Annotated in this window: 25 protein-coding genes; 16 read left to right on the top strand and 9 right to left on the bottom strand. The window is 71.6% G+C overall.

The window, feature by feature from the left end:
• Positions 1-194: 194 nt before the first annotated feature.
• The gene (locus ACFQ87_RS00975; protein WP_380608391.1) at positions 195-662 is read right to left on the bottom strand and encodes a PLD nuclease N-terminal domain-containing protein; all 468 of its coding nucleotides are present in this window, start codon (positions 660-662) and stop codon (positions 195-197) included.
• Between the two features lie 95 nt (positions 663-757).
• Here ACFQ87_RS00975 and ACFQ87_RS00970 point away from each other — a divergent pair, with 95 nt between their 5' ends.
• From ACFQ87_RS00970 to ACFQ87_RS00950, 5 genes are all read left to right on the top strand, one after another.
• On the top strand, positions 758-2,215 hold the full coding sequence (locus tag ACFQ87_RS00970) for a menaquinone biosynthesis decarboxylase (protein WP_380608390.1): 1,458 nt from the start codon (positions 758-760) through the stop codon (positions 2,213-2,215).
• Complete coding sequence (mqnP, locus tag ACFQ87_RS00965; RefSeq protein ID WP_380608389.1) at positions 2,212-3,108, top strand: menaquinone biosynthesis prenyltransferase MqnP; 897 nt, start codon at positions 2,212-2,214, stop codon at positions 3,106-3,108. Before ACFQ87_RS00970 ends, mqnP begins: the two co-directional genes overlap by 4 nt.
• Positions 3,109-3,199: 91 nt before the next feature.
• The gene (locus ACFQ87_RS00960) at positions 3,200-4,039 is read left to right on the top strand and encodes a Scr1 family TA system antitoxin-like transcriptional regulator (protein WP_380608388.1); all 840 of its coding nucleotides are present in this window, start codon (positions 3,200-3,202) and stop codon (positions 4,037-4,039) included.
• A complete protein-coding gene (locus ACFQ87_RS00955; RefSeq protein WP_380608387.1) occupies positions 4,017-4,205 on the top strand; it encodes a DUF397 domain-containing protein in 189 nt (62 codons plus the stop codon). Before ACFQ87_RS00960 ends, ACFQ87_RS00955 begins: the two co-directional genes overlap by 23 nt.
• Positions 4,202-4,702 (top strand): HIT family protein, encoded by a 501-nt coding sequence (locus ACFQ87_RS00950; protein ID WP_380608386.1) that lies wholly within the window; start codon positions 4,202-4,204, stop codon positions 4,700-4,702. Before ACFQ87_RS00955 ends, ACFQ87_RS00950 begins: the two co-directional genes overlap by 4 nt.
• A 12-nt stretch (positions 4,703-4,714) precedes the next feature.
• On the opposite strand, the gene ACFQ87_RS00945 is transcribed toward ACFQ87_RS00950, so the two are convergent.
• Together ACFQ87_RS00945 and ACFQ87_RS00940 are read right to left on the bottom strand one after the other, a co-directional pair.
• The gene (locus ACFQ87_RS00945; RefSeq protein WP_380608385.1) at positions 4,715-5,473 is read right to left on the bottom strand and encodes a MerR family transcriptional regulator; all 759 of its coding nucleotides are present in this window, start codon (positions 5,471-5,473) and stop codon (positions 4,715-4,717) included.
• A 16-nt stretch (positions 5,474-5,489) separates the two neighbouring features.
• Complete coding sequence (locus ACFQ87_RS00940; protein WP_380608384.1) at positions 5,490-6,326, bottom strand: alpha/beta fold hydrolase; 837 nt, start codon at positions 6,324-6,326, stop codon at positions 5,490-5,492.
• 170 nt (positions 6,327-6,496) lie between these two features.
• Here ACFQ87_RS00940 and ACFQ87_RS00935 point away from each other — a divergent pair, with 170 nt between their 5' ends.
• On the top strand, positions 6,497-6,850 hold the full coding sequence (locus ACFQ87_RS00935) for a hypothetical protein (protein WP_380608383.1): 354 nt from the start codon (positions 6,497-6,499) through the stop codon (positions 6,848-6,850).
• 176 nt (positions 6,851-7,026) lie between these two features.
• On the top strand, positions 7,027-7,929 hold the full coding sequence (locus ACFQ87_RS00930) for a hypothetical protein (RefSeq protein ID WP_380608382.1): 903 nt from the start codon (positions 7,027-7,029) through the stop codon (positions 7,927-7,929).
• Positions 7,930-7,945: 16 nt separating this feature from the next.
• On the opposite strand, the gene ACFQ87_RS00925 is transcribed toward ACFQ87_RS00930, so the two are convergent.
• The 3 genes from ACFQ87_RS00925 to ACFQ87_RS00915 form a co-directional block, all read right to left on the bottom strand.
• Positions 7,946-8,584: a hypothetical protein gene (locus tag ACFQ87_RS00925; RefSeq protein WP_380608380.1), complete on the bottom strand. Its 639-nt coding sequence runs from the start codon at positions 8,582-8,584 to the stop codon at positions 7,946-7,948.
• Between the two features lie 150 nt (positions 8,585-8,734).
• A complete protein-coding gene (locus tag ACFQ87_RS00920; RefSeq protein ID WP_380608379.1) occupies positions 8,735-9,490 on the bottom strand; it encodes an alpha/beta fold hydrolase in 756 nt (251 codons plus the stop codon).
• 95 nt (positions 9,491-9,585) lie between these two features.
• Positions 9,586-10,812 carry an FAD-dependent oxidoreductase gene (locus tag ACFQ87_RS00915; RefSeq protein WP_380608378.1) on the bottom strand — a complete coding sequence of 409 codons (1,227 nt, stop codon included), beginning with the start codon at positions 10,810-10,812 and terminating at the stop codon, positions 9,586-9,588.
• Between the two features lie 112 nt (positions 10,813-10,924).
• Here ACFQ87_RS00915 and ACFQ87_RS00910 point away from each other — a divergent pair, with 112 nt between their 5' ends.
• Both ACFQ87_RS00910 and ACFQ87_RS00905 read left to right on the top strand, forming a co-directional pair.
• Positions 10,925-11,719 (top strand): TetR/AcrR family transcriptional regulator, encoded by a 795-nt coding sequence (locus ACFQ87_RS00910; protein WP_380608377.1) that lies wholly within the window; start codon positions 10,925-10,927, stop codon positions 11,717-11,719.
• Positions 11,720-11,727: 8 nt separating this feature from the next.
• Positions 11,728-12,096: a VOC family protein gene (locus ACFQ87_RS00905; RefSeq protein WP_380608376.1), complete on the top strand. Its 369-nt coding sequence runs from the start codon at positions 11,728-11,730 to the stop codon at positions 12,094-12,096.
• Positions 12,097-12,121: 25 nt separating this feature from the next.
• On the opposite strand, the gene ACFQ87_RS00900 is transcribed toward ACFQ87_RS00905, so the two are convergent.
• Both ACFQ87_RS00900 and ACFQ87_RS00895 read right to left on the bottom strand, forming a co-directional pair.
• Positions 12,122-12,838, bottom strand: a complete 717-nt coding sequence (locus ACFQ87_RS00900; RefSeq protein ID WP_380608375.1) for an MOSC domain-containing protein — start codon at positions 12,836-12,838, stop codon at positions 12,122-12,124.
• A 71-nt stretch (positions 12,839-12,909) separates the two neighbouring features.
• Positions 12,910-13,650, bottom strand: a complete 741-nt coding sequence (locus tag ACFQ87_RS00895; protein WP_380608374.1) for a cyclase family protein — start codon at positions 13,648-13,650, stop codon at positions 12,910-12,912.
• Positions 13,651-13,765: 115 nt separating this feature from the next.
• Between ACFQ87_RS00895 and ACFQ87_RS00890 the strand changes: the two genes are divergently transcribed.
• The 6 genes from ACFQ87_RS00890 (at position 13,766) to ACFQ87_RS00865 (ending at position 19,617) form a co-directional block, all read left to right on the top strand.
• Entirely contained in the window at positions 13,766-14,440 is a 675-nt protein-coding gene (locus ACFQ87_RS00890; RefSeq protein ID WP_380608373.1) for a UbiX family flavin prenyltransferase, read from the top strand.
• 119 nt (positions 14,441-14,559) lie between these two features.
• Entirely contained in the window at positions 14,560-15,018 is a 459-nt protein-coding gene (locus tag ACFQ87_RS00885) for an Lrp/AsnC family transcriptional regulator (RefSeq protein ID WP_030055719.1), read from the top strand.
• A 3-nt stretch (positions 15,019-15,021) separates the two neighbouring features.
• Positions 15,022-15,984 carry a threonine/serine dehydratase gene (locus tag ACFQ87_RS00880; protein ID WP_380608372.1) on the top strand — a complete coding sequence of 321 codons (963 nt, stop codon included), beginning with the start codon at positions 15,022-15,024 and terminating at the stop codon, positions 15,982-15,984.
• Positions 15,985-16,036: 52 nt separating this feature from the next.
• A complete protein-coding gene (gene mqnE / locus ACFQ87_RS00875) occupies positions 16,037-17,200 on the top strand; it encodes an aminofutalosine synthase MqnE (RefSeq protein WP_380608370.1) in 1,164 nt (387 codons plus the stop codon).
• A gap of 114 nt (positions 17,201-17,314) precedes the next feature.
• A complete protein-coding gene (locus ACFQ87_RS00870; protein WP_380608369.1) occupies positions 17,315-18,550 on the top strand; it encodes a L,D-transpeptidase family protein in 1,236 nt (411 codons plus the stop codon).
• Positions 18,551-18,672: 122 nt separating this feature from the next.
• Positions 18,673-19,617, top strand: a complete 945-nt coding sequence (locus ACFQ87_RS00865) for a beta-ketoacyl-ACP synthase III (RefSeq protein ID WP_380608368.1) — start codon at positions 18,673-18,675, stop codon at positions 19,615-19,617.
• Between the two features lie 324 nt (positions 19,618-19,941).
• On the opposite strand, the gene ACFQ87_RS00860 is transcribed toward ACFQ87_RS00865, so the two are convergent.
• On the bottom strand, positions 19,942-20,589 hold the full coding sequence (locus ACFQ87_RS00860; RefSeq protein WP_380608367.1) for a TetR family transcriptional regulator: 648 nt from the start codon (positions 20,587-20,589) through the stop codon (positions 19,942-19,944).
• 412 nt (positions 20,590-21,001) lie between these two features.
• Between ACFQ87_RS00860 and ACFQ87_RS00855 the strand changes: the two genes are divergently transcribed.
• Positions 21,002-23,428 carry a PQQ-binding-like beta-propeller repeat protein gene (locus tag ACFQ87_RS00855; protein WP_380608366.1) on the top strand — a complete coding sequence of 809 codons (2,427 nt, stop codon included), beginning with the start codon at positions 21,002-21,004 and terminating at the stop codon, positions 23,426-23,428.
• The last annotated feature ends 1 nt before the right edge of the window (position 23,429 follow it).

The following is a 23,429-nucleotide window of genomic DNA, read 5'->3' as shown; positions in this document are numbered from 1 at the left end:
GTGCAGGTCAGGGCTGTCTCTCAACAATGTAGGCGGCACATCTTGGGCGCCGGTCAAGTGCCGCTTAAGTCCGGCGTCCCGGTGGGGCCGACTCGTGCTAGAGGGCCCGCAGTCGTAGGGAAGCGCCAAAAACACCGAAGCCCACCCGAGAGGCCCCGGGTGGGCTGTCCGAGCGAACGGTCCAACCGCTCCGATCAGCTCTTTCGTCCGTCCTCCGGCTCGTCCTTGCCGCGCAGCTCCTCCTCGCGGCGGCGCAGATCGGCCTCCCACTGCTTGAGCATGTCCTCGTGCTCCTTGTCGCTCCTCTTCAAGGAGTCGTCCTTCGGGGTGCCGCCGGTCTCCGCGTCGCCGGCCTTCACCGGGTCGCCCTTCAGGGAGGCGAGGAACTCCGGGTCGTCGTCCGGTGCCAGCGGACGCCCGCGGCGCGCGGCGCCGGGCGGCTGCCCCGGGTGGCCGCCGGGCGCGCCGGCCCGCAGGAACCCGCGCTGCTTGCCGGCCACCAGCCAGGCGATCGGGCCCAGCGGCGGGAAGAGCAGCACGATGATCAGCCAGATCGGCTTCGGCAGGTGCTTCACCTCGCCCTCGGGCGCGACCAGGCAGTCGATGAACGCCCCCACCCACAGCGCGAGCGGAAGGACGATGGTCAGAAGAATCCTCAGCACGGCTGCGATCTCCCCCCGGCGACGGCGGTAGCGGCGGGCGCCTTCGCGGGGCCCTTGACGCAAGCCAGGCTATCGGGTGGCGGATACTGACAGGCATGGCATACGACGATCTCCGCTCGTTTCTCCGGGCCCTCGACCGCGAGGGCGATCTCAAGCGCATCAAGGCGGAGGTGGACCCCCACCTGGAGATCGGCGAGATCGTCGATCGCGTGCAGAAGGCCAAGGGCCCGGCGCTGTTGTTCGAGAACGTCAAGGGTTCGTCGATGCCGCTGGCGATGAACGTCTTCGGCACCGAACGCCGACTGGCCAAGGCGCTCGGCCTCAAGGGCCCGGACGACATCTCCGAGAAGATCGCCGGCCTGCTCAAGCCCGAGCTGCCGCAGGGCTTCACCGGCTTCCGGGACGCCTTCGGCAAGCTCGCCTCGATGGCGCACGTCCCGCCCCGGCACGTGAAGTCCGGTGACGCCCCGGTCCAGGAGGTCGTGCTCACCGGCGACGACGTCAACCTGGACGAGCTGCCCGCCCTCTTCACCTGGCCGCTGGACGGCGGCTCCTTCTTCAACCTGGGCCTCACCCACACCAAGGACCCGGACTCCGGCATCCGCAACCTCGGCCTCTACCGGCTCCAGCGGCACGACCGCCGGACCATCGGGATGCACTGGCAGATCCACAAGGACAGCCGCAACCACGCCGCCGTGGCGGCCAAACGAGGTGAGCGCCTCCCGGTCGCGATCGCCTTCGGCTGCCCGCCCGCCGTCACCTACGCGGCCACCGCCCCGCTGCCCGGGGACATCGACGAGTACCTCTTCGCCGGCTTCGTCGCGGGCGAGCGGGTGCGGATGGTCGACTGCAAGACCGTCCCGCTCCAGGTCCCGGCCGACGCCGAAGTGGTGCTGGAGGGTTGGCTGGAGCCCGGGGAGATGCTCCCCGAGGGCCCGTTCGGCGACCACACCGGCTTCTACACCCCGCAGGAGCCCTTCCCGGCACTCAAGATCGACTGTGTGACGATGCGCCGCCGTCCGATCCTGCAGTCGATCGTGGTCGGCCGGCCGCCTACGGAGGACGGCCCGCTCGGCAAGTTCACCGAGCGCTTCTTCCTGCCGCTGCTGAAGATCATCATTCCGGACATCGTCGACTACGACCTGCCCGAGGCCGGCGGCTTCCACAACTGCGTGATCGTCTCGATCGACAAGAAGTACCCCAAGCACGCCCAGAAGACGATGCACGCCATCTGGGGCGCCCACATGATGTCGCTGACCAAGCTGATCATCGTGGTGGACGCCGACTGCGACGTGCACGACTACCAGGAAGTCGCCTGGCGGGCCTTCGGCAACGTCGACTACAGCCGGGACCTCACCGTCGTCGAGGGCCCGGTCGACCACCTCGACCACGCCTCCTACCAGCAGTTCTGGGGCGGCAAGGCGGGCATCGACGCGACGAGGAAGCTGCCGGAGGAGGGCTACACCCGGGACGGCGGCTGGCCGGAGATGGTCTCCTCGGACCCGGCGACGGCCGCGCTGGTTTCGCGCCGTTGGAAGGAGTACGGGCTGTGAGCACGGCCGCAGTTGAGACCCCGGGGCGCACGAAGGCGTTCCTCCGCCTGGTGATGATCGAGCACTCGGTCTTCGCCCTGCCCTTCGCCTACATCGCCGCACTGACGGCGATGTTCCAGGCGGACCAGCGGGTGCACTGGGGGCAGTTGTTCATCGTCACGGTGTGCATGGTCGGGCTTCGTACCTTCGCCATGGCCGCCAACCGGATCATCGACCGCGAGATCGACGCCCGGAACCCGCGCACGGCGGGGCGTGAACTCGTCACCGGCGCGGTCTCGTTGAAGACTGCGTACGTCGGGTCGGCCGTCGCCCTGGTGGTCTTCCTCGGTGCGGCGGCGATGCTCAACCCGCTGTGCCTGGCGCTCGCGCCGGTCGCCGTGGTGCCGATGGTGGTCTACCCGTACGGCAAGCGGTTCACCGACTTCCCGCAGGCGATCCTGGGCGTCGCCCAGGCGATGGGCCCGGTGGGCGCCTGGCTCGCGGTGACGGGCAGTTGGTCCTGGGAGGCCGTGGTCCTGGGCGTGGCGGTCGGCATCTGGATCGGCGGCTTCGACCTCATCTACGCCTGCCAGGACGTCGAGTCCGACCGCCACGGCAAGGTGCGCTCGGTGCCGGCTCGCTTCGGCATCCCGGCGGCGATCTGGGGCGCGCGCGTGTGCCACGTCCTGACAACGCTTCTGTTGGGCTGGTTCGCGTTCTTGACGGATGCCGGAGCGGCGTTCTGGATCGGCCTCGTGGTCGTCGCGGGCGCGTTCGCGTACGAGCACACCATCGTGAAGCCGAACGACCTGTCGAAGCTCAACCGGGCGTTCTTCCAGACCAACGGGTTCGTGGGCATTTCGCTGTTCTGCTTCGCGCTGATGGATCTGATCATTCGCGGCCTCGGAATCTGATCCCTACAAGGTCACTGTTTGTGTCGACTCCGTCGCCATGGGTGCTTATCGTCGATCCCGACAACGGTCTCGTTGAAGGGGAGTGGCACCCATGGCGAAGGCTCTCGGCCCGACGGACGCGCCGCGCCGGTTCTACGGCGAGGAGCTGAAGAGGCTCCGCGAGGCGGCCGGGCTGACCCAGGAGGCGCTGGGAAAGCTGGTGTTCTGCTCGGGCGCGTACATCGGGCAGATCGAGGCGGCCATCCGCAATCCGCAGAAGGACATGTCGGAGTACCTGGACAGGGTGCTCAAGACGGACGGACACTTCCAGCGCATCTACGAGATGGTGCGTAAGGCGTCGCGCTACGAGGACTACTTCATCGATGCCGCCGAACTCCAGTCGTCGGCGGTGACGATCAGCGAGTTCTCGCCGCTCCTCGTTCCGGGTCTGATGCAGACGCCCGGCTACGCGCGTGCTGTGTTCGAGGCATCTCACCCGCTCCGGAAGCCGGTGGAGATCGAGCCGATGGTCGCACTCCGAGTGAGCCGATCCGAACTGCTCGACAACAGTGCGCTGCAGTACTGGGCAGTCCTGGACGAAGCGATCCTGCGGCGTCCGGTCGGAGGTGCGCCCGTGATGTCCGGCCAGTTGACGTATCTGGCCGAGTTGATCCGCAGCCGTAGGGCGATCATTCAGGTGGTCCCGCTCGCGGCGGGTGCGCACGCGCTGATGGACGGGTCCCTCTGCCTGATGACCTTCGACGACGCGCCGCCGATGGCCTACGTCGAAGGCCCGAAGTGGGGCGGCCTGATGGACGATCCGGCGCTGGTCGCCAGGTGCTCCCTGGCCTACGATCTCGTCAGGGCCGCCGCGTTGTCGCCGGAGGCGTCCCTGGCCCTGATCGAATCGGCGGCGGAGGACCACGCGAATGCACCGAGAGCAGTGGCGTAAGAGCAGTTACAGCGGCGGAGACAACAACAACTGCATCGAAGTTGACGACGCCCGCCCCGGTTCGGTCCGCGACTCCAAGGACCCCGAGGGCCCGCGCCTCCGCTTCACCCCGGCCGCCTGGCAGTCCTTCGTCACCGCCGTCCGCGACGGCGAGTTCGGTTCGTGACAGCCGGCTGGCGAGCCGACCGCATCGGCACGGCACTGCGCGGTGAGAACCCCACCGTGCTACGGCAGTTGGATGCCGGCTTCGCCGTCATCGGAGACGTTCAGTTCCTGCCCGGCTACTCGGTTCTGCTCACCGACACGCCGGGCGTGGAACGGCTCACCGACCTGCCCCGCCCGCGCCGCCTCGCGTACCTCTCCGACCTCGACCGCCTCGGCGAGGCCGTCGAACGGGCCTGCCGTGCCGCCGATCCGGCCTTCCGCCGGGTGAACATCGAGATCCTCGGCAACAAGGACCCGTTCCTGCACACCCACATCTGGCCCCGCTACGACTGGGAGCCCGAGCACTTGGTGCAGAAGCCCGTCTGGCTCTACCCGCCCACCCACTGGGGGGATCCGCAGCACGACCTCGGCCCCACCCACGACGCGCTTCGCGCCGCCATCACCGCCGAACTCGATTCGTCGGTCCAGCCGTTCACCGCCGCGAAGGTGGACCGGTAGATCGCGGCGACCTCAGTGGATGTCGACGCCGGCCGCCCGCACCTTCTGCTCGATGAGCGTGGTCAGCCGGGTCCAGCCCGGCCGCTGGTCCTCGCCGTGGTGGGTGAGGAGTTCCTTGCGGGTGTCGCCGTCCTCCCGCTCCTGGAGGCCGGAGAGGGTGGGCATCAGGGAGGGGTCGGCGATGAAGTGCTCGGCGACCTCGGTGGCGAGTTCCTCGATCCGCGGGTCTTCCGGGTCCCAATTCCCGGCGGCCCAGGTCATCTTGACGATGGCGACGTGCTTGGGGTCGTCGAGGCCGTGCTCGATCTGGGCGAGGTACTCGTCGAAACCCTCGGGCATCAGGGCCCGTACCAGGATCAGGGCCTCGCGGGCGGTCGTGATGTCGTCGGCGGAGAATCCGAGCCCGGGCATCCGGTCCAGCAGGGCCAGGGCGCGCTTCGGCAACAGGACCTTGTCCCCGTGGGCGAGTTGGCGCAGGGTCTCGCGTCGGGCGATCAGCTCGTCGATCTTGCTGCTGAGGGTCTCCTCGACCTCGACGAGGGAGGCCGCGAACTCGTCCGGGTCGGCGTCCAGGATCGGGCCGACCTCGGCCAGCGGCACCCCCGCCCCGGCCAGGGTCCGCACCTGCACCAGCCGCAGCAGTTCAGCCGTTCCGTAGCGGCGGTAGCCGGACAGGTCGCGCTCGGGCTCCTCGACCAGGCCGTTCTTGTGGTAGTGCCGGATGGTCTTCACCGTGACGCCGGCGAAGGCCGCGGCCTGGCTGATGGTCACACCGTCTGTCATACGGTCAGTTGACCGCACCGCCCGTCATGGCGGCAACCTCGCGGACGGCGGTGGCGATGGCGCGGAAGTCCTTGCGGACGATGGTGGTGTGCTTGCTCGGGACGGTGGCGCTGATCTGGACGTTGGGGTTGCGGGCGAGGATCGGGTCGAGCGTTGCGCGCATCGCGGCCAGGCCCTCGGCGGTGCCGCCGAGGCTGGCGCCGGTGGCGACGACGTAGCGCATCGGGAAGGAGACGAGGTCGAAGGCGGGGTCGCCGGCGGCGACGATCTCGTTCAGCTCGATGTTGATCTCGGCGTGCTCGGCGGCCGACATCCGGGCGGCCATGCCCAGTGGGCGCACCAGCGGCATCAGCGGGCCGAAGCGCTTGAACAGGGTGCGGATCTGCTCCTTGCCGGCCTCCCGGCCGCCCTCGACGGTGGCCAGGTAGTCCCACGGGTAGCCGCCGTCGACCATCACCGCACCGGCGACGCGGTCGGGGTTGCGGGTGGAGTAGTGCAGGGCGAGGGCCGCGCCGTAGGACCAGCCGACGATGATCGGCTTCTGCGCGCCGGTCGCGCCGAGGACGGCGTCGATGTCGCGCAGGCAGGCCTCGAAGGAGTAGTCGGCCGAGCGCTTCGACTTGCCGCGGGCGCGCTCGTCGAAGGTGATGTGCCGGTAGCCGCCGCCGAGTTGGGCGATCACGTGCCGCCATTCCTTCTGGGTGCAGTAGGAGCCGTTGAGGTAGATGAGGGGCCGGCCGGTGCCGCCGGTGTCGGTGACGGCCAGAGCCGTGTCCTCCACCTGGATCATGCCGGTCCAGCGGGAGTTGGGGTTCTGCTTCGCGTTGGTGTTCGTCGTCATGGGTATGAGCGTGAGGCTTGACCTTGGGTCAAGGTCAAGCCGGGTTCACCGGAATCTCGCCGACACCCACCGCGTCCGGCGTGTTACGTTCCGTCGTGCAATCGGGAAAGAGAGCGCCCCGGCGGTGCCAGCAGCGCCCGGGGGCCCGGCATCAGGAGCGGCAACTCTCCATGCAGATTCATCGCAGCGCCCACGCGGGCCCTTCCTCCGCGCTTCCGAATGATCTTCTTCGGGATCGTCGGCTGAGCTACACCGCCCTAGGCATCCTCCTGGATCTCCTCTCCCGCCCTGACGGCTGGTGCGAGGATGAGCAGGACCTGATCAACTCCAGCCCGCGGGAGCGCGCTGAGATCCGCAGGGCCATCAAGGAGCTGACGAAGGCCGGGTACTACCGGGTCGAGGAGGTTCGGCTGCCCGACGGCACGGTCCGCTCCGATGTGCACGTGTACGACAGCCCCCAGCGTTCGGCGTCGTCGAGTGCTCCCCGTCCAGCCAGCGATGCCTTTGGGCGCCCTCTCGGCTGACGGGGGCGCACGGCAACTGCCGCGCGCCCCCAGGTGCTTCGGGCGCTGACTGTCCGTCAATCCTGTTAACACTCGCTGCTATCAGCGTGTTACGGTCCGTCGCGCAAGCAGAAAAGAGACGACCCCGGCGGTGCTAGGAACACCCCGGGGTCCGGCATCAGGAGCAGCAACTCTCAATGCTGATTCATCGTAGCGTCCACAGGCGCTTTTTCTCCGTCCTTCCGAACGGTCTGCTCCAGGACCGCCGCCTGAGCTACACCGCCAAAGGCCTCCTCACGGACCTGCTCTCCCGCCCCGACGGCTGGCGCGAGGACGCGCGGGAGATGGCCGACACCAGCCCGCAGGGGCGCGGCGCGATCCGCCGGGCGCTCAATGAGCTCAAGGTCGCCGGGTACTACCGGGTCGAGACGATCCGGCTGCCCGACGGCAGGGTCATCTCCGTCGCGAACGTCTACGACAGGCCCCAGCCTGCCAAACGGACACCGGGTGTCCCCCGTCCGGACGCCGGTGAGCCCGATGCCGGTCCCCCTGACGTCCCTGAAGTAAAGAACCCGGAAGAAGTAACCCCCCTCCCCGGCGAGTTGACCGAGCTGCCGGACGAGCCGGACGAGCCGGACGAGCCGGACGAGCCGGATGAGCCGGACGAGCCGGACGAGCAGATCCGGGAGGCGGTCGCCACGCTCTACCAGGTGCTCCGCCGAGAACCCCGACTGCGCCTCGGCGAGGCCGAGGCGCAGGCCCTCGCACCCCTGGTCGCGGAGTGGCTGGCCCGGGGCCACTCGGAGGCCGACCTGGCCGAGGCCTTGCTCCACGGCCTGCCGCAGCCCGTGCACTCCCCGGTCGGCATCCTCCGCAACCGCCTCAAGCGCAAACTCCCGCCGCCCCGCACGCCTGCCGCCGGCCCGCCTGCGCGAGCCGAATGCCCGGAGTGCCGCGACCCCGTACCCCGGCCCGGTATCTGCCGCCCCTGCGCCGGTCTCGTCCCTCGAACGCCGCCCACTCCGAGCCCGGCTGTCGCCCGCACCGGCGCCGCCCGAGCCCGCGCCGCCCTCCTCGGCGCTCTGGCCCCCGCTACCTGACCCGGCCTGCGCGTGGCTACTGGGTGAGCCGAGGGGCCTCCGGGTGGTACGTCCGCTGGCGTTCGACGCGCGCTGATTCGAAGTCCCCGTTGCCGTTGAGGACTTCGCCGGTGCCGACCCGAACCCCATGGGCACGGCCGTACCCCTTGAGGACGCCGCCGCGACCGTCCGGGTCGGGGTGGCTGAACGGCCGCCCGGCGGCGAGGTCGACCGCGCGGGCGGAGATCGGGCCGAGGATCTGTGCGCCGTCGCCGAGGTGGCAACTACCGGTCAGCTCGGCGCCGTTGGTGATCCTGACCTCGCTCCCGATCTCGACGAGATCGTCGGTCGCCGCCTTGATCCGGGTGCCGCCCTCGCCGAGCAGGCAGCCGCGACCGATCACGATGCGAGCGCCGTCGGCGGCGGTGACGTGTGCGCCGCCGTACAGGACGATGTCCGGACCGAAGGTGATGCTGCTCCACTCGTCGCACTCGACGACCGCGCCGGGGTACAGGACCGTCCCCGCCCGCAGGGTCACCCGCCGGGAGACGAGCGCTGAGAACGGGTCGAGCACCGCTACGCCGTGGTCGGCGAGGACCATCAGCTCGCCGGGCGTGAGGAGGCCGTGTTCGCGCCGTACGCGGTCCAGGCGGTGCCAGAGCTGCTCATCACTCATGATCACCGGATCATACGGACTACCCCGGCGTGCCCGCCTGGAGCAGGGCCGCGTACTGGCCCCGCCGATGGGCTGGTGATCTGTCGGGAGGAGCCTGCTACACATCCCGCCCTTCGCCGCGACCGCCACCCGAACGGACGAGCGCCCGCGTCAGTTGTGCAGGAAGCCCTCCATCGCGGACGCCAGGGACACCGGCGTCTCGTACATCGGGTAGTGCCCGCTGCCGCCGAGCTCCTCCAGTTCGGCGTTGGGGTAGTGGCTGAGCCAGGTGCCCCGCATGACGTCGGCGGTCAGGGCGAGGTCGTGCTCGCCGACGATCACCTTGACCGGGACGGGGTTCCCGCTGATCCGTTCCGACAGGTCGGCCGTCGTCCAGTCCCGGACGTAGCCGTCGAAGGCCTCGGTGGTCGACAGCCGCAGGGACTGGTCGACCATCCGGTCGAGCCAGACCCGCCCGGCCCGCTGGCCGGTGACCAGGTCGAGGATCGCGTAGCGCTTCTCCCGGTCCTCGGCGGCGCCGTAGAACAGCGACTCGCCGGCCTCGTCCAGCGGGTACGACCCGGCCGGCACCGGGGCCAGGCCGACGAGCTTGCGCACCCGCAGCGGCGCCTCGGCGAGCACCTGCTGGGCGGCCTTGCCGCCCATCGAGTGGCCGAGCAAGGAGAAGCGCTCCCAGCCGAGTTGGTCGGCGAGGGCGAGCGCGTCGGAGGCGATCTCGGCGAGCGTGTACGCGCCGGGGACGTCCTTGCGCTCGCCGTAGCCGCGGTAGTCCAGGAAGGCGTAGCTGAAGGTCCTGCCGTCGAGGTAGTCGAGGAAGGGGCCCCAGCCCGCGCTGGTGCCGAACCAGTCGTGCAGGACCAGGACGTGGTGGTCGCCGGTACCGGTCATGCGGTGAGGGATCGTCATGCCATCGGTCGTTCCCCGGAAGCCGCCCGTCCGAACGGCCGGTTCGTGGTCGGTCGCCCGCCCCTTGGTGGCCGGCCCCTCGGGTGGCCCGCCCCTCAAGCGGCCGGCCGCCGGGCGAAGTCCGGCGCGTGCTCCGGCCGCGGTCCGAGCGCGATCAGCCGGGAGACGCCCAGCCGCACGGCCGGGACGTAGCGGGCGAGCAGCGCGAACTGGACGGGCGGGCCGACCCGGCGCCCGCTGAGCACCGGGGTGAACATCAGGCCGTGCAGCATCCGCTGCATCCGCTGCAGGATCACGGTCGGGCGTTGGCGCCGTCGCTGCACCCGGGCCAGCGCCGCGACGGTCGGCCGGCCGCGCCGCAGCGGCTCGGCGAGCAGGGTGGCGGCGGCGACGGCGTCCTGGATGGCGAGGTTGATGCCCACCCCGCCGGCCGGGGACATCGCGTGGGCGGCGTCGCCGATCAGCAGCAGTCCGTCGGTGTACCAGCGGTCCAACCGGTTGAGCTTGACGTCGAGCAGGTGGACGTCGTCCAGGCTCGCCAACTGGTCGACCCGGTCGGCGTACTGGGGCATCAGGCGGGCGATCCGGTCGCGGAAGCGCTCGATGCCCTCGGCGCGGCGCTGTGCGTCGGCCCCCTTGGGCAGGAAGTAGGCGATCTGGAAGTAGTCGTCGCGGGTCAGGCTGAGCGCCATCTCGCCGTGTCCGAAGCCGGGGGCGAGGTTGGGCGGCACGGCCTGCTCGTGGGCGTGTCGGGGCAGCCGGAACCACCAGACGTCGAAGGGCACCGGGTACTCCTGGGGCACCAGCCCGGCCTCCCGGCGCAGGGTGGAGTGCCGGCCGTCGGCGGCGACGGTGAGCGCGGCCCGGATCTCGCCCTCCTCGCCGTCCCGGGTGCGGTAGCGCACGCCGGCCACCCGGCCGCCCTCCCGGATCAGCCCGGTCGCCTCGGTGTTCATCCGGACGGTGAAGGTGGGTTCCCGTTCGGCCTGCGCCACCAGGAAGTTGAGCAGGTCCCACTGCGGGATCATCGCGATGTAGTTGTACGGCGCGGGCAGCTTGTCGAAGGCGCTCAGCGCGACCTGTCCGACGCCGGGCACCGGCACCACCATGTTGCCGAGCCGGCTCTGGGGCAGTGCGGCGAACTCCCGGCCCAGGCCGAGTTCGTCCATCAGCCGCACGGTGGATGCGTGGACGGTGTCGCCGCGGAAGTCGCGCAGGAAGTCGCCGTGCTTCTCCAGCACGGTCACTTCGACGCCGGCCCGGGCCAGCATCAGGCCCAGCACCATTCCGGCCGGCCCGCCCCCGGAGATGACGACGCTCATGGCTCTCTCCCCTCGATCCGTGAATCCCTGGTCCCCTTGCGACCTCTGCTTGGAACTCGCATATACAGACTCTCTGGAACCGTCTCAGGTGTCAAGTAGTACGATGCTCCACATGAAGGATCTGGTGTCGGCCGCGCTCACGGCGGCGAAGGAGCGGGGCCAGGACGTCGCGGACGTCCCGCTGACGGCGATCGCGGCGGCGGCCGGCGTCTCGCGCAGCACCCTGCTGCGCCGGCTCGGCGGCTCCCGGGCGCCCCTGGACGAGGCGGTCCGGCAGACCGGCGTCGACCCGGGCGGACGGCCGCCGGTGCGGGAGCGCGCGATCGCGGCGGCGGCCCACCTGGTGGCCGAACGCGGCCTCGGCGGGGTCACCCTGGACGCGGTCGCGGACCGCGCCGAGTGCTCGCTGCCCAGCCTGCACACCGTCTTCGAGGGCCGGGACGGCCTGCTCGCCGCCGTCTTCCTGCAGTACGGCCCGCTGCCGGACCTCCAGGCACTGGCGGCCGACCCGCCCGAGCGGCTGGAGGACACCGTCCGGGCGCTCCACCGCACCTTCCTCGCCGCCTTCACCGGCGAGCCGCGGATCATCCCGGCGGTCTTCGCCGACCTGTTCGGCCGCCCGGACGGGCCCGCCGCCCGGATGATGTCCGCCAACATGCCGCAGATCATCGACGGCCTCGGCCGCCTGCTGCTGCCGCACGTCGAGGCCGGGCGGATCCGGCCGCTGCCGCTCCCGGTGCTGGTGCAGCTGCTGCTCGGCCCGCTGCTCAGCCACGTCCTGGTGCGGCCGGTGCTCGAACCCGTCCTCGGCGACGGGCTGCCCTCGCTGGACGAGTCCTTCGAGCTCTTCGCCGACGCCTACCTGCGGGCGGTCACCCCGTCCGGACCGGACGCGGAAGCACTCTGAGGAGAACCGTGATCGGCAAACTGCAGTGCCTGGTGCTCGACTGCCCGGACCCGGCCGTACTCGCCCGCTTCTACGCCGCCCTGCTCGGCGGTGAGGTCGACCGCCCGGACCCGCGCTGGTCGCTCGGCGCCGGCTGGTCCACCCTGCACCTCGACGACGGCACGGTGCTCTGCTTCCAGGCGGTCGCCGACCACCGCCCGCCGCGCTGGCCCGACCCCGGGCACCCGCAGCAGGCGCACCTGGACATCGACGTCCCGGACCTGGACGCCGCCGAATCCCAGGTGCTCGCCCTCGGCGCCGTCCGCCTGCGCGACGTCGGCGGATGGCGCGTCTACGCGGACCCGGCCGGCCACCCCTTCTGCCTGATCCGCGGCTGAACGGCTCGAGGCAGCCGCCGCCCGCTCAGTCCAGCACCAGCCGGTCGCCCAGTCGCAGCCGCCCCGGGGCGGCCACCTCGGCGAGCGTGTCGAGGCGGCCGTCGTGGGCGTGCACGATCGCCTTGAGGATCTCGGGGGCGTGCGGCAGCCCGGGCTGCGGGGCGGCGGTCATCGCGCAGCGCTCGCTGGAGGTGACGAAGGCGAGCCGGGCGCTGTCCGGGGCCTCGCCGCGGGCCTGGCGGCCGAACCAGTCGTCCTCGACGAACGGCGGGGTGCCGGGCGGGGTGCGCAGCACGATGTTGGGGCGGAACCGGCGTTCGTCCACCACGGCGAAGGGGACGGCCTCGCGGACCCAGTCCAGGGTGGCGGTGGTGAGCACGCTGACCGGTAGCCGGTCGAAGTGCGGGACGGCGTCCTCGCGGGCGAGTCCGACGTCCTCGCGCTGGAGGTAGGCGCGCAGGAACGCGGTGGGGTGGTCGACCGGGCGGCCGAGCGGGTCGAACAGCTCGGGGCCGTCGATCCGGTGGCCGAGGCGGGCGGAGAGTCGCAGCAGGCCGTCCATCCGGCGGAAGCGGCGGGTGGTCTTGCCCGAGCCGAGCTTGCCGGAGGAGTCGCGGACGGCGTAGAGGCGGTCGCCGGCCAGGCCGCGCACGTCCACCTCGACGGAGTCAAGCCGCTCGCCGCCGGTGGATTTCACGGGGTAGCGCCAGAGTCGCTCGATCACTCCGATGATCTCAGCCATGGCCGGACAGCGTACTGGCGCCACCGGGGGATGGTCTAGACCAAGTCCCGGGCCGGGGCGGGCCGATGGGCTCAGCCCAGTCGGGCCACCGCCCGGACCGGGGCGCCGTCCGCCGCCACCAACCGCAGCGGGAACAGCGAGACCTCCACCGGCCGACCGGCCTCCTGCGCCTCCAGCAGCGCCCGCAGGTCGGTCAGGTTCTCGGCGATCACCCCGCCGCCGCTCGCCCCCAGCAGCACCCGGTGGGCGGCCAGCGTCGGCTCCTCGGCGGGCTGGTCGTGCTCGTCGGTGAGGTCGGCGAGCAGCGCGGCCACCGCCGGGTCGCCCGGGCCCGGGTCGGGGGTGGGGTCGACGCTCAGCGCGTCCACCCCGACCGTGCGCACCCCGGCGGCGACGATCGCCTCGGCCGCCTCGGCGGTCAGGCCGGGGTGGGCGAGGTAGGCGTCGGTGCCCCAGTGCCGGGCCCAGCCGGTGGCCAGCAGCAGGACGGAACCCTCCCCGCAGCGCTCCAGCGCGGGCGCCAGCAGCTCGGGGGTGACGGCCGCCCGGGGCTCCAGCCCCCGCAGGTCGGCCACCACGGCGGGCCCGGTGAACCGCTCCAGCGGCAGCCCGTCCAGCGTCGGCCAGGTGACGTCCACGTGGTACGGCGCGTCCACGTGGGTCCCGGACTGCGAGCCGAGGTGCAGGGCCAGCACGTTCACCCCGGCCGTCGCGGTGGTGAGCGCGGGCTCCAACAGCACGGTCGGATCGCCGGGGTAGACCGGCATCGCGGTGGTCACCTGATGGGTGAGGTCGACGAGGGTCGCTGCCATGCCCCCCATCCTCCCAGGGGGCGCGCGCTCCCGGACCCGTTCCGTCCGACCGGGCGGCGGCCTCCGGGGCACTCCCCGGCCGAGGCCCCGGGTGAAGCCGGGATAGAAATGCCCCATGGGAATCACGAAGCGTCAGCCGTGGGTGGTCGGGGTCTCGGGAGCGTCGGGGACGCCGTACGCGGCCTCGGTGATCCGGGCGCTGCTGGCCGCCGGTGAGGCGGTGGACCTGATCGTCAGCCGGGCCGCCCGGCTCACCATCCTGGACGAGACCGGCATCTCCTTCCGGGACGCCCACTGGCGCACCGACCTCGCCGCCTGGCTGGGCACCGACCAGGACCTGGAGGACGTCCGCTACTGGCCCGCCGGGGACTTCGCGGCCGGCCCGTCCAGCGGCTCGTACCCCGCCAAGGGCATGCTGGTGGTGCCCGCGACCACCGGCGCGGTGGCCGGGATCGCGCTCGGCCTGAGCAAGGACCTGCTGCAGCGGGTCGCCAGTGTCACCCTGAAGGAGCGCCGACCACTCGTCGTCTGCGTGCGCGAGACACCACTCAACGGGGTGACGTTGAAGCACCTGGTGGAACTCGACGCGCAGGGCGCGGTGGTCCTGCCCGCGTCGCCCGGTTTCTACGCCGGCGGCTCCACCGTGCGCGAACTCGTGGATTTCGTGGCCGGCCGGGTGCTGGACGCCGTGGGCGTGCCGCATTCCCTGTACCTGCGCTGGGAAGGGGAGTTGGGGGCGGCGGCCCGCCGGAGCGGGAGCGGCGGGGGCGCTGCGGCTGAGGGGGAGTAAGGAGAGCGAGGGCGGGAGAGTATCTTCTCTGCGATATCCGGGTCGGTCAGCGCATGGCGCCTTTGAATCCGGATAATGATCTGTGGGTCTGGTGAGGTTCGGAAGGACGCGGACGGTATATGGACACGGTGGACAGACAGCTCATCCAGGCGCTCCGGGAGAACGGCCGTGCGTCCTACGCCGAGCTGGGCCGGCTGGTCGGCCTCTCCGGCCCGAGCGTCACGGACCGCATCAACCGCTTGGAGCAGGCCGGGGTCATCACCGGCTACCGCGCGACGGTCAACCCGGCCTCGCTCGGCTTCGGCGTCACGGCCCTGATCGGCCTTCAGCTCACCGACGCGGCCGACCACGAGGACGTCGCGTTCCGGCTGAAGGACCTCAACGAGGTCGAGGACTGCTGGTTCATCGCGGGTGACGACTCCTACATGCTCAAGGTCCGGGTGGCCGACGTGGCCGGCCTGGAGTCGGTGGTGAAGCGGATCTCGGGCACTAAAGGCGTGGCCCGGACCCGCACCACCGTCGTACTCTCCACGAAGTGGGAGAACCGGGTGAGTGAGCTTCCTCCTGTAGGAGAGTGACGTATGGCACTGGTCGGTCTGGAGGAGCTGCGCGCCGCTCGGCAGCGGATCGCGGGGGTCGCCGTGCGCACCCCGCTGGTTCCCGCCCCCTGGGCGGCCGAGGGGGAGCGGCGGCTCTGGCTCAAGCCCGAGAACCTCCAGCCGACCGGGGCCTTCAAGACCCGCGGCGCCTACAACCGGCTGGCCGCGCTCACCGCGGAGGAACGCTCCCGCGGCGTGGTCGCCCAGTCCAGCGGCAACCACGCGCAGGCGGTGGCGTACGCGGCACAGCTGCTCGGCATCAAAGCCGTGATCGTGATGCCGGATACCTCGCCCGCGGTGAAGGTGGAGGCCACCCGCTCGTACGGCGCCGAGGTGATCCTGGTGTCGCCGGGGGAGCGGGACACCCTGCCCGGCGAGCTGGCCGAAAGGCACGGCTACGTCTGGGTGCCCCCGTACGACGACCCGTTCATCATCGCGGGCCAGGGCACGGTCGGGCTGGAGATCGCCGAGGACGCCCCGGCCGAGCTGGACACCGTCCTGGTGCCGGTCAGCGGCGGCGGCCTGATCGGCGGGACGGCGGCCGCGCTCAAGCTCACCCGCCCGGGCATCCGGGTGATCGGCGTGGAACCGGAGCTGGCGGCCGACGCGCAGGCCAGCCTGCGCTCCGGGCGCCGGGTGGAGTGGCCGGTCGCCGACACCTACCGGACCATCGCGGACGGGCTGCGCACCCCCTCGGTCGGCCTGTTGCCCTACGAGCACATCACCACCTACGTGGACGACATCGTCACCGTCACCGAGGACGAGATCCGCGCCACCGTCGCCCTGCTGGCCCGCCGCGGCCGGCTGGTCGCCGAGCCCTCCGGTGCCGTGGCCCCGGCCGCGTACTTCCACCGCGCCGCCGAGACCGGGGGCCAGACGGTCGCGGCCGTGGTCAGCGGTGGCAACATCGACCCGGCACTGCTCGCGGAGCTGCTCTCCGCATAGGCGTACGCTCAGTCCGGCAAGGAATCGAATGTCGGAGGAGGCGGGGCACCGCATGGACGCAGGGCTCAAGCGCGAGCTGGAGGCGAAGGTCTACGCGGGTGAGCGGCTGACCCGCGAGGACGGGATCGCGCTCTACGAGAGCGACGACCTGGCCTGGCTGGGCGGGCTGGCCCACCACGTGCGGACGCGGAAGAACGGCGACGTCGTCCACTTCAACGTCAACCGCCACCTCAACATGACCAACGTGTGCAGCGCGTCCTGCGCGTACTGCTCGTTCCAGCGCAAGCCGGGCGAGAAGGACGCGTACACGATGCGCATCGAGGAGGCCGTCCGCCTCGCCAAGGCGATGGAGAGCGAGTCCCTCACCGAGCTGCACATCGTCAACGGCCTGCACCCGACCCTGCCGTGGCGCTACTACCCGCGCTCGCTGCGGGAACTGAAGGCGGCCCTGCCGAACGTCTCGCTGAAGGCCTTCACCGCGACCGAGATCCACTGGTTCGAGAAGATCAGCGGCCTGTCCGCCGACGAGATCCTGGACGAGCTGATCGACGCCGGCCTGGAGTCGCTGACCGGCGGCGGCGCGGAGATCTTCGACTGGGAGGTCCGCCAGCACATCGTCGACCACGACACCCACTGGGAGGACTGGTCGCGGATCCACCGCCTCGCGCACAGCAAGGGCCTCAAGACGCCCTGCACCATGCTGTACGGCCACATCGAGGAGCCCCGCCACCGGGTGGACCACGTGCTGCGGCTGCGCGAGCTGCAGGACGAGACCGGCGGCTTCCAGGTCTTCATCCCGCTGCGCTACCAGCACGACTTCCACGACTCCAAGGACGGCGTCGTGCGCAACAAGCTGATGGCCCGTACCGAGATGGCCACCGGCGCCGAGGCGCTGAAGACCTTCGCCGTCTCCCGGCTGCTGTTCGACAACGTCCCGCACGTCAAGGTCTTCTGGGTGATGCACGGCGTCACCACCGCGCAGCTGGCGCTCAGCCACGGCGCGGACGACATGGACGGCTCGGTGGTCGAGTACAAGATCACCCACGACGCGGACAACTTCGGCACGCCGAACAAGCTCGGCCGCGAGGACCTGCTCGGTCTGATCCGCGACGCCGGCTTCCGTCCGGTCGAGCGCAACACCCGCTACGAGGTCATCCGCGAGTACGAGGGCCCGGACCCGATGCGCCGCGAGGCCCCGCAGGCGATGCGCCTCTGACCTGCGAACTCCCCGCCGTCCGGGCCGTACTCGGGCCCGGACGGCGGCGTCTTCACGGCTCCCGCACGCGACCCGGGTTTACCAACGGGTGCGGCGTTTGGCAGGATCGACGGCATGTCCGGTTCTCATCGCGCCACCGAGTACCCGCCGTACGAGCCGATGCAGGAGCCGGTGTACGGGGTGCCGCCGCAGTCGCACGACGCGCCGTACGACGCGTACGAGTCGTACCGGCAGCCGGTCCAGCAGGACCACTACGGCGAGTACCAGCAGGCCCCGCAGGTCGCTGAGGGGTACTTCGAGGCGTACGAGCAGCCGTTCCAGCCGTACCCGGCGGAGCCTGAGCCGGTGTACGAGCAGCCGGTGTACGAGCAGCCGGTGTACGAGCAGCCGGTCCACGAGGAGCCCGCACCGGTCGATCCCCTCGATCCCCTCGCGCCCCTCGCCCCCGTCGTCCCCGCCGCGGCCGCCGTGCCGGGTGGCAGGGCCGCCGCCCGGGGCCGGCGGCGCAAGGCGAAGCAGAAACGTCACGGCAAGGCCGTGATGGCCGGCACCGCCCTGCTGGTCGCGGCCGCCGCCGGCTGGTACACCGTCGGCCAGGACGACGCCAAGCCCGGCATCACCGCCGCCGACGGCCCCGGCCCCGAAGGCGTCAGCAAGCCCGACCAGCCCGCGCCCGACCACGCCGCCGTCCAGGCCGCCGCCGACCGGCAGTCCGCGCCCCCGGCCGCCGGTCGCAGCGAGACCCGCCCGGACGGCTCGCTGGCCGCGATACCCGGCCTCGGCGCCGCCTTCACCGCGAAGATCCCCGCCGAGACCACCCAGGTCGTGGTCGCCTCCGGCGCCGACAAGAACACCGACAAGAACACCGTCGTCCTCTGGACCCGCACCCCCGAGGGCCGCTGGCTGGCCGGCGAGACGTGGAACGGCCACAACGGCAAGAACGGCTGGACCGCCGACCACAACGAGGGCGACCTGCGCAGCCCGATCGGCGTCTTCTCGCTCACCGACGCGGGCGGCCGCAACGCCGACCCGGGCAGCAAGCTCCCGTACGACAAGGACCCGAGCTTCGTGGTCTCCGGCACCGGCTTCTTCGGCGACCAGTTGGCCGGCTCCTTCGACTACGTGGTCGCGATCAACTACAACCGGGTCCCCGGCAACTCCCCGCTCGACTCGCGCCGCCCGATGGGCGCCAAGAAGGGCGGAGGCATCTGGCTCCACGTGGACCATGACGGGCCCACCCACGGCTGCGTGTCGATCCCCGAGGACAAGATGGCCCAGCTGATCCGCACCCTGGATCCGAGCGCCCACCCGGTCATCGTGATGGGCGACGCCACCACCCTGGCGGCCTGACCTCGGCATGCGCCGAACCCAGGCGCCCCAACAGCCCTTGTCGATCTCCTACAGATCACAGGTTCGGATCCTGTAGCCGGTCATGCCCGGCTGACCAGCGAGTAACCCGGTTCCATGGCACCATGAGCGGTTCGCGCATTGTGGCACTCGGCCACTACCAGCCCCCCAAGGTCCTCAGCAACGACGACCTGGCGGCGCTCGTCGACACCGACGACGAGTGGATCCGCACCCGGGTGGGCATCCGCACCCGGCACATCGCCGAGGGCGAGACCCTGGTCGACCTCGCCACCGAGGCCGCGCAGAAGGCGCTGGCCAACAGCGGCCGGACGCCCGAGGACATCGACCTGGTCGTGGTCGCCACCTGCACCGCGATCGAGCGCAGCCCCAACACCGCCGCCGCCGTGGCCGCCCGGCTGGGCGTGCGCTCGCCCGCCGCGTACGACATCAACACGGTCTGCTCGGGCTTCTCCTACGCGCTGGCCACCGCCGACCACGCGATCCGGGCCGGCGCGGCCCGCCGCGCGCTGGTGATCGGCGCCGAGCGGATGTCCGACACCCTCGACTGGACCGACCGCTCCACCTGTGTGATCTTCGGCGACGGCGCGGGCGCCGCGGTGGTCGAGGCGCAGGAGGAGGGCGCCGAGCCCGGCATCGGGCCGGTGGTCTGGGGCTCCGAGCCGGAGAAGGGTGACGCCGTGGTGATCACGGGCTGGGACCCGGTGATCAGCCAGCAGGGCCAGTCGGTGTTCCGCTGGGCCACCACCCAGCTCGCCCCGCTCGCCCGCGAGGCCTGTGAGCGGGCCGGGATCGACCCCTCGGAGCTCAAGGGCTTCGTCCCGCACCAGGCCAACCTGCGGATCATCGACGCGATCGCCAAGAAGCTGGGCCTCGGCGACGCCGTGGTGGCCCGGGACGTGGTCGACTCCGGTAACACCTCGGCCGCCTCGATCCCGCTCGCCTTCTCCAAGCTGGTCGAACGCGGCGAGCTCTCCCCGGGCGACCCGGTGCTGCTCTTCGGCTTCGGCGGCGGCCTCGCCTACGCCGGCCAGGTCGTCCGCTGCCCGTGACTCGCACACTGCCCCGCCCCGAGCCGAAGGGGCGCGCCGGTGCCGAAAGGGAGAAGCGACCAGCGAGGTACGAGCGCCGGAGCGCCGACCGTCGGCACCGGGTCCGAGCGACCCGGAGGCGAGCGGGCGAGTCACGGTCGAGCGGGTGAACAACAGAATGCCGGTGGGCGGGCACCCTGTGTGAGGGGTGCTCGCCCACCGGCATGTCTGGCGCGCCTGCGGTACGTCGGCGGACCTCCCCCGAGGACACGGCCGCCGTCCGTCGTACCCCGGACAGGAGGCCGGGGCTGCGCGCGGAGCGGATGATGGATCGAACGGATGGTCTTACTTGGGCGCCTTCTTCCCGGTGACGCCCAGGTACACCAGGGGAGCGAGGTTGGGCTTGAGGTCCTTGACCTTGACGCCCCAGGAGGTGAAGGCCTTCTGGTGCTCGGCCGCCGATGCGAGCAGCGAGACCAGGGCCCCGGAGACGGCGTTCGGATCAAGCGACTTGTCGGCCTGACCCTTCGCCTGGAGTTCCTTGACGGCCTCCGCGAGCGGCTTGGCGACCGAGTTGAGGACGGTCATGCGGATCTTGAAGAACCGCTTGTCCCCTTCCGCGGCACCGAGCGTGACCACTCGCAGAATGGCGTCGTTCTTGCGCCAGAAGGCAAGGAATCCGTCGACCAGTTCTTCCGAAGTGGTCGGTCCGGACTTCCCTACCCAGGACTTTCCGGCCACCAGCTCTTTGAGGGTGTCGGAGTCCTTGGCCATTTCCTCGGCGATTTCGAGGACTGCGCCCTCGACATCCGGGAAGTACTGATAGAAGGTCGCGGGGGAGGTACCCGCCATACGGGCGACGTCGATGACCTTGACGTCCCGATAGGGCGACGTGCTGAGCATCTCGCGGAGGCAGTCGAGCAGCTTCTGCCGCGTCTCCTGTCCGCGTCGCCCGGCGACGCGACCGTCGACGGTGCGAACTTGTCCTGTCATGCCGTCAGCTTACCGTGGCACGATCTTGGCGCGATTCGGTGATGCGACTATTACTCCGCACGGGGGCTGGTATAGCGGCATGAACCGCTTCGGACGGATATTCACGGGGCTCAGGAGGCGCCGTTGAAGCCCCCCCGTGTGCTTTTGACCCCATAGCGTGACGGCGAGTCCGCTGAGGGGTGGTCGTGTGACAGAGCGTGACCGCCCACGAGTGGGCAAACCGACGGTCCGGGTCGGCTGACGCAAGCCGCAGCCGGAGCGGGCGTCAGAATCCGGCCGTTCCGTCATCGCTGACCAGGCCGCTGTCCGGCGGGCCCCTCCGGGCGGGGGAGGTTGGAGATGCGCCGGGCGGCATTGGAGAATCGGGACCGGCACCACGCGGCGGGTGCGGAAACGGGGAGGTGGCAGCGGAGTGGACCAGCTGACGGCGCACGATCCGAGGCGGATCGGGCCCTTCGAGGTGCTGGGGCGACTCGGCGCGGGTGGGATGGGGCTGGTCTACCTGGCGCGCTCCGCGTCCGGGCGCCGGGTGGCCATCAAGACCGTCCGGGGGGAACTGGCCGAGGACGAGCTGTTCCGGGTCCGCTTCGCGCGGGAGATCGCGGCCGCCAAGACGGTCGGCGGCTTCTATACCGCGGCCGTGGTGGACGCCGACGCGGACGCCCGGGTGCCCTGGCTGGCCACCGCGTACATCCCGGCGCCCTCCCTGGAGGACCTGGTCGAGGAGTGCGGCCCGCTGCCGGTGGAGGCCACCCGCTGGCTGGTCGCGGGCATCGCCGAGGCGCTGCAGTCCATCCACGGGGCCGGGCTGATCCACCGCGACCTCAAGCCCTCCAACGTCCTGGTGGTCGAGGACGGCCCCAAGGTGATCGACTTCGGCATCGCGTCCGGGGTCTCCAGCACCCGGCTCACCATGACCAACGTCGCGGTCGGCACCCCGGCCTACATGTCGCCCGAGCAGGCCCGGGACAGCCGGACCGTCCGGGGCGCCAGCGACGTCTTCTCGCTCGGCTCGCTGATGGTCTTCTGCGCCACCGGGCACCCGCCGTACCGCGGCTCCAACCCGGTCGAGACGGTGTTCCAGCTGCTGCGCGAGGAGCCGGACCTGTCCGGCATGCCGCCCGAGCTGATGGACCTGGTCCGGGCCTGCATGCAGCAGGCGGCCGAGCACCGGCCGACCCCGGCGCAGATCCAGGCCGAGCTGGCCCCGCACCTGTTCTCCCGGGACGACGCCTCCGGCGAGGCCGGTGACTGGCTGCCCGCCAACGCGCTGGAGCTGATCGAGCGCAAGCGCGGGCGCCGCCCGAGCGCGCCGCCGCCCCGCCCGTACGCCGGCCCGGTCGAGCCGCAGCCGTCGCACCCGCAGCCGTCGCACCCGCCGGCCCCGCAGCCGCAGATCCCGCCGCAGAACCCCGGTCTGGACGACCCGCGCACCCATCCGGGCGCCCGGCACGCGCCGCCGCCGGCCGGGCCGGTGCACAGCGTGCCGCGCCCCGGGCCGGGCTCGGACGCCGAGATCCCGACCGCGAAGATCCCCTCCAAGAACAAGCACCGCGCGCCCACCGGCGGGGTCAGTGTCGAGGTGCAGCTGTCCGGCGCCTCGGTGCGGATAGGCCCGGGGCCGCGGGCCGAGCACGAGCAGCCCGGACCGACCACCGCCCCGGCCGAGACCGACTGGGTCCGCCGGACGGCGCCGACCCCGGCGCCGCCGGCACCCCCGGCGCCGACCCCGACCCCCGCCCCGGCCGCCCGCTGGCGCCCCTGGCGGTTCCGGATGTCCAACGACGTCTGGGGCACCCCGGTGGTCGCCGACGGCACGCTCTTCGTCTCCAGCTTCGAGGTGCACGCGCTGGACATCGCCTCCGGCGAGCGCCGCTACAAGACCAGGGACGTCGCCTGGGCGCTCGCGGTGGACGCCGGCCGGGTGCACGCCGCGGACGGCCCGCACCTGTACACCGTGGACGTCGCGGACGGCACCGAGCGCTGGCGCACCTCGCTGGACGGCTGGGTCTACTCGCTCTCCGCCGCCGACGGCGTGCTCTGCTGCGGCGTCCGGGGCGGAGGTGTCCAGCTGCGCGCGGCCGCCACCGGCGCCGAGCTGTGGCGCGCGGACGACGCCCAGCAGGACTACGAGAACCCGCAGTCCGGCCCGGTCCTGGTGGCCGGCGCCGCCTACTACTACGGCGCCGGGCGGCTGCGCTGCGTGGACCCGCGCGGAGCGGGCCTGCGCTGGTCCTTCCCGGTCGGCGAGGACGTGCCCTCGCACCCGGTCGAGCGCGGCGGCGTGCTGTACGTGACGGCCGGCACCCGGGTGTACGCGCTGGACGCGGCCAGCGGGGTCGAGCGCTGGCGCTTCGAGGCCCCGGTGGTGCTGTTCACCCCGCCCGCCCTGGACGCCGACGCGGTCTACGTGGCCGACTACCTGGGCACGGTCTACGCGCTGGACGCGGCCACCGGCCTGGACCGCTGGCGCGGGGTCACCGGCAGCCGCCAGGGCGCGGAGCCGGTGGTGGTCGGGGACGGCATGGTGCTGGTGGGCAGCGGCGAGGTGCTGTACGCCTTCGAGGCGGCGACCGGCCGGGAGCGCTGGCGCTACACCGCGCGCGGCGAGATCGTCGGCTCCCCGGCGGTGGCCGACGGCCTGGTGCACCTGGGCAGCCGGGACCACTCGCTGCACACGCTGGACCTGGCGACCGGTCAGCTGCGCTGGGAGCTCGGCACCAAGGGCGAGCTCACCGGCTCCCCGGTGGCGGTCGGCGGGCGGGTCTTCGTCGGTTCCAAGGACCGCTGCGTGTACGCGCTGGACGCCTACTACGGCACGGCGGTGCCCGCCCGCTGAG

The organism is Kitasatospora sp. NPDC056531 (assembly GCF_042794375.1).
In the GTDB taxonomy this organism is placed as follows: domain Bacteria; phylum Actinomycetota; class Actinomycetes; order Streptomycetales; family Streptomycetaceae; genus Kitasatospora.
The sequence above is the reverse complement of the archived record's forward strand: the minus strand, read 5'-3'. Positions and strand labels throughout refer to the sequence as shown.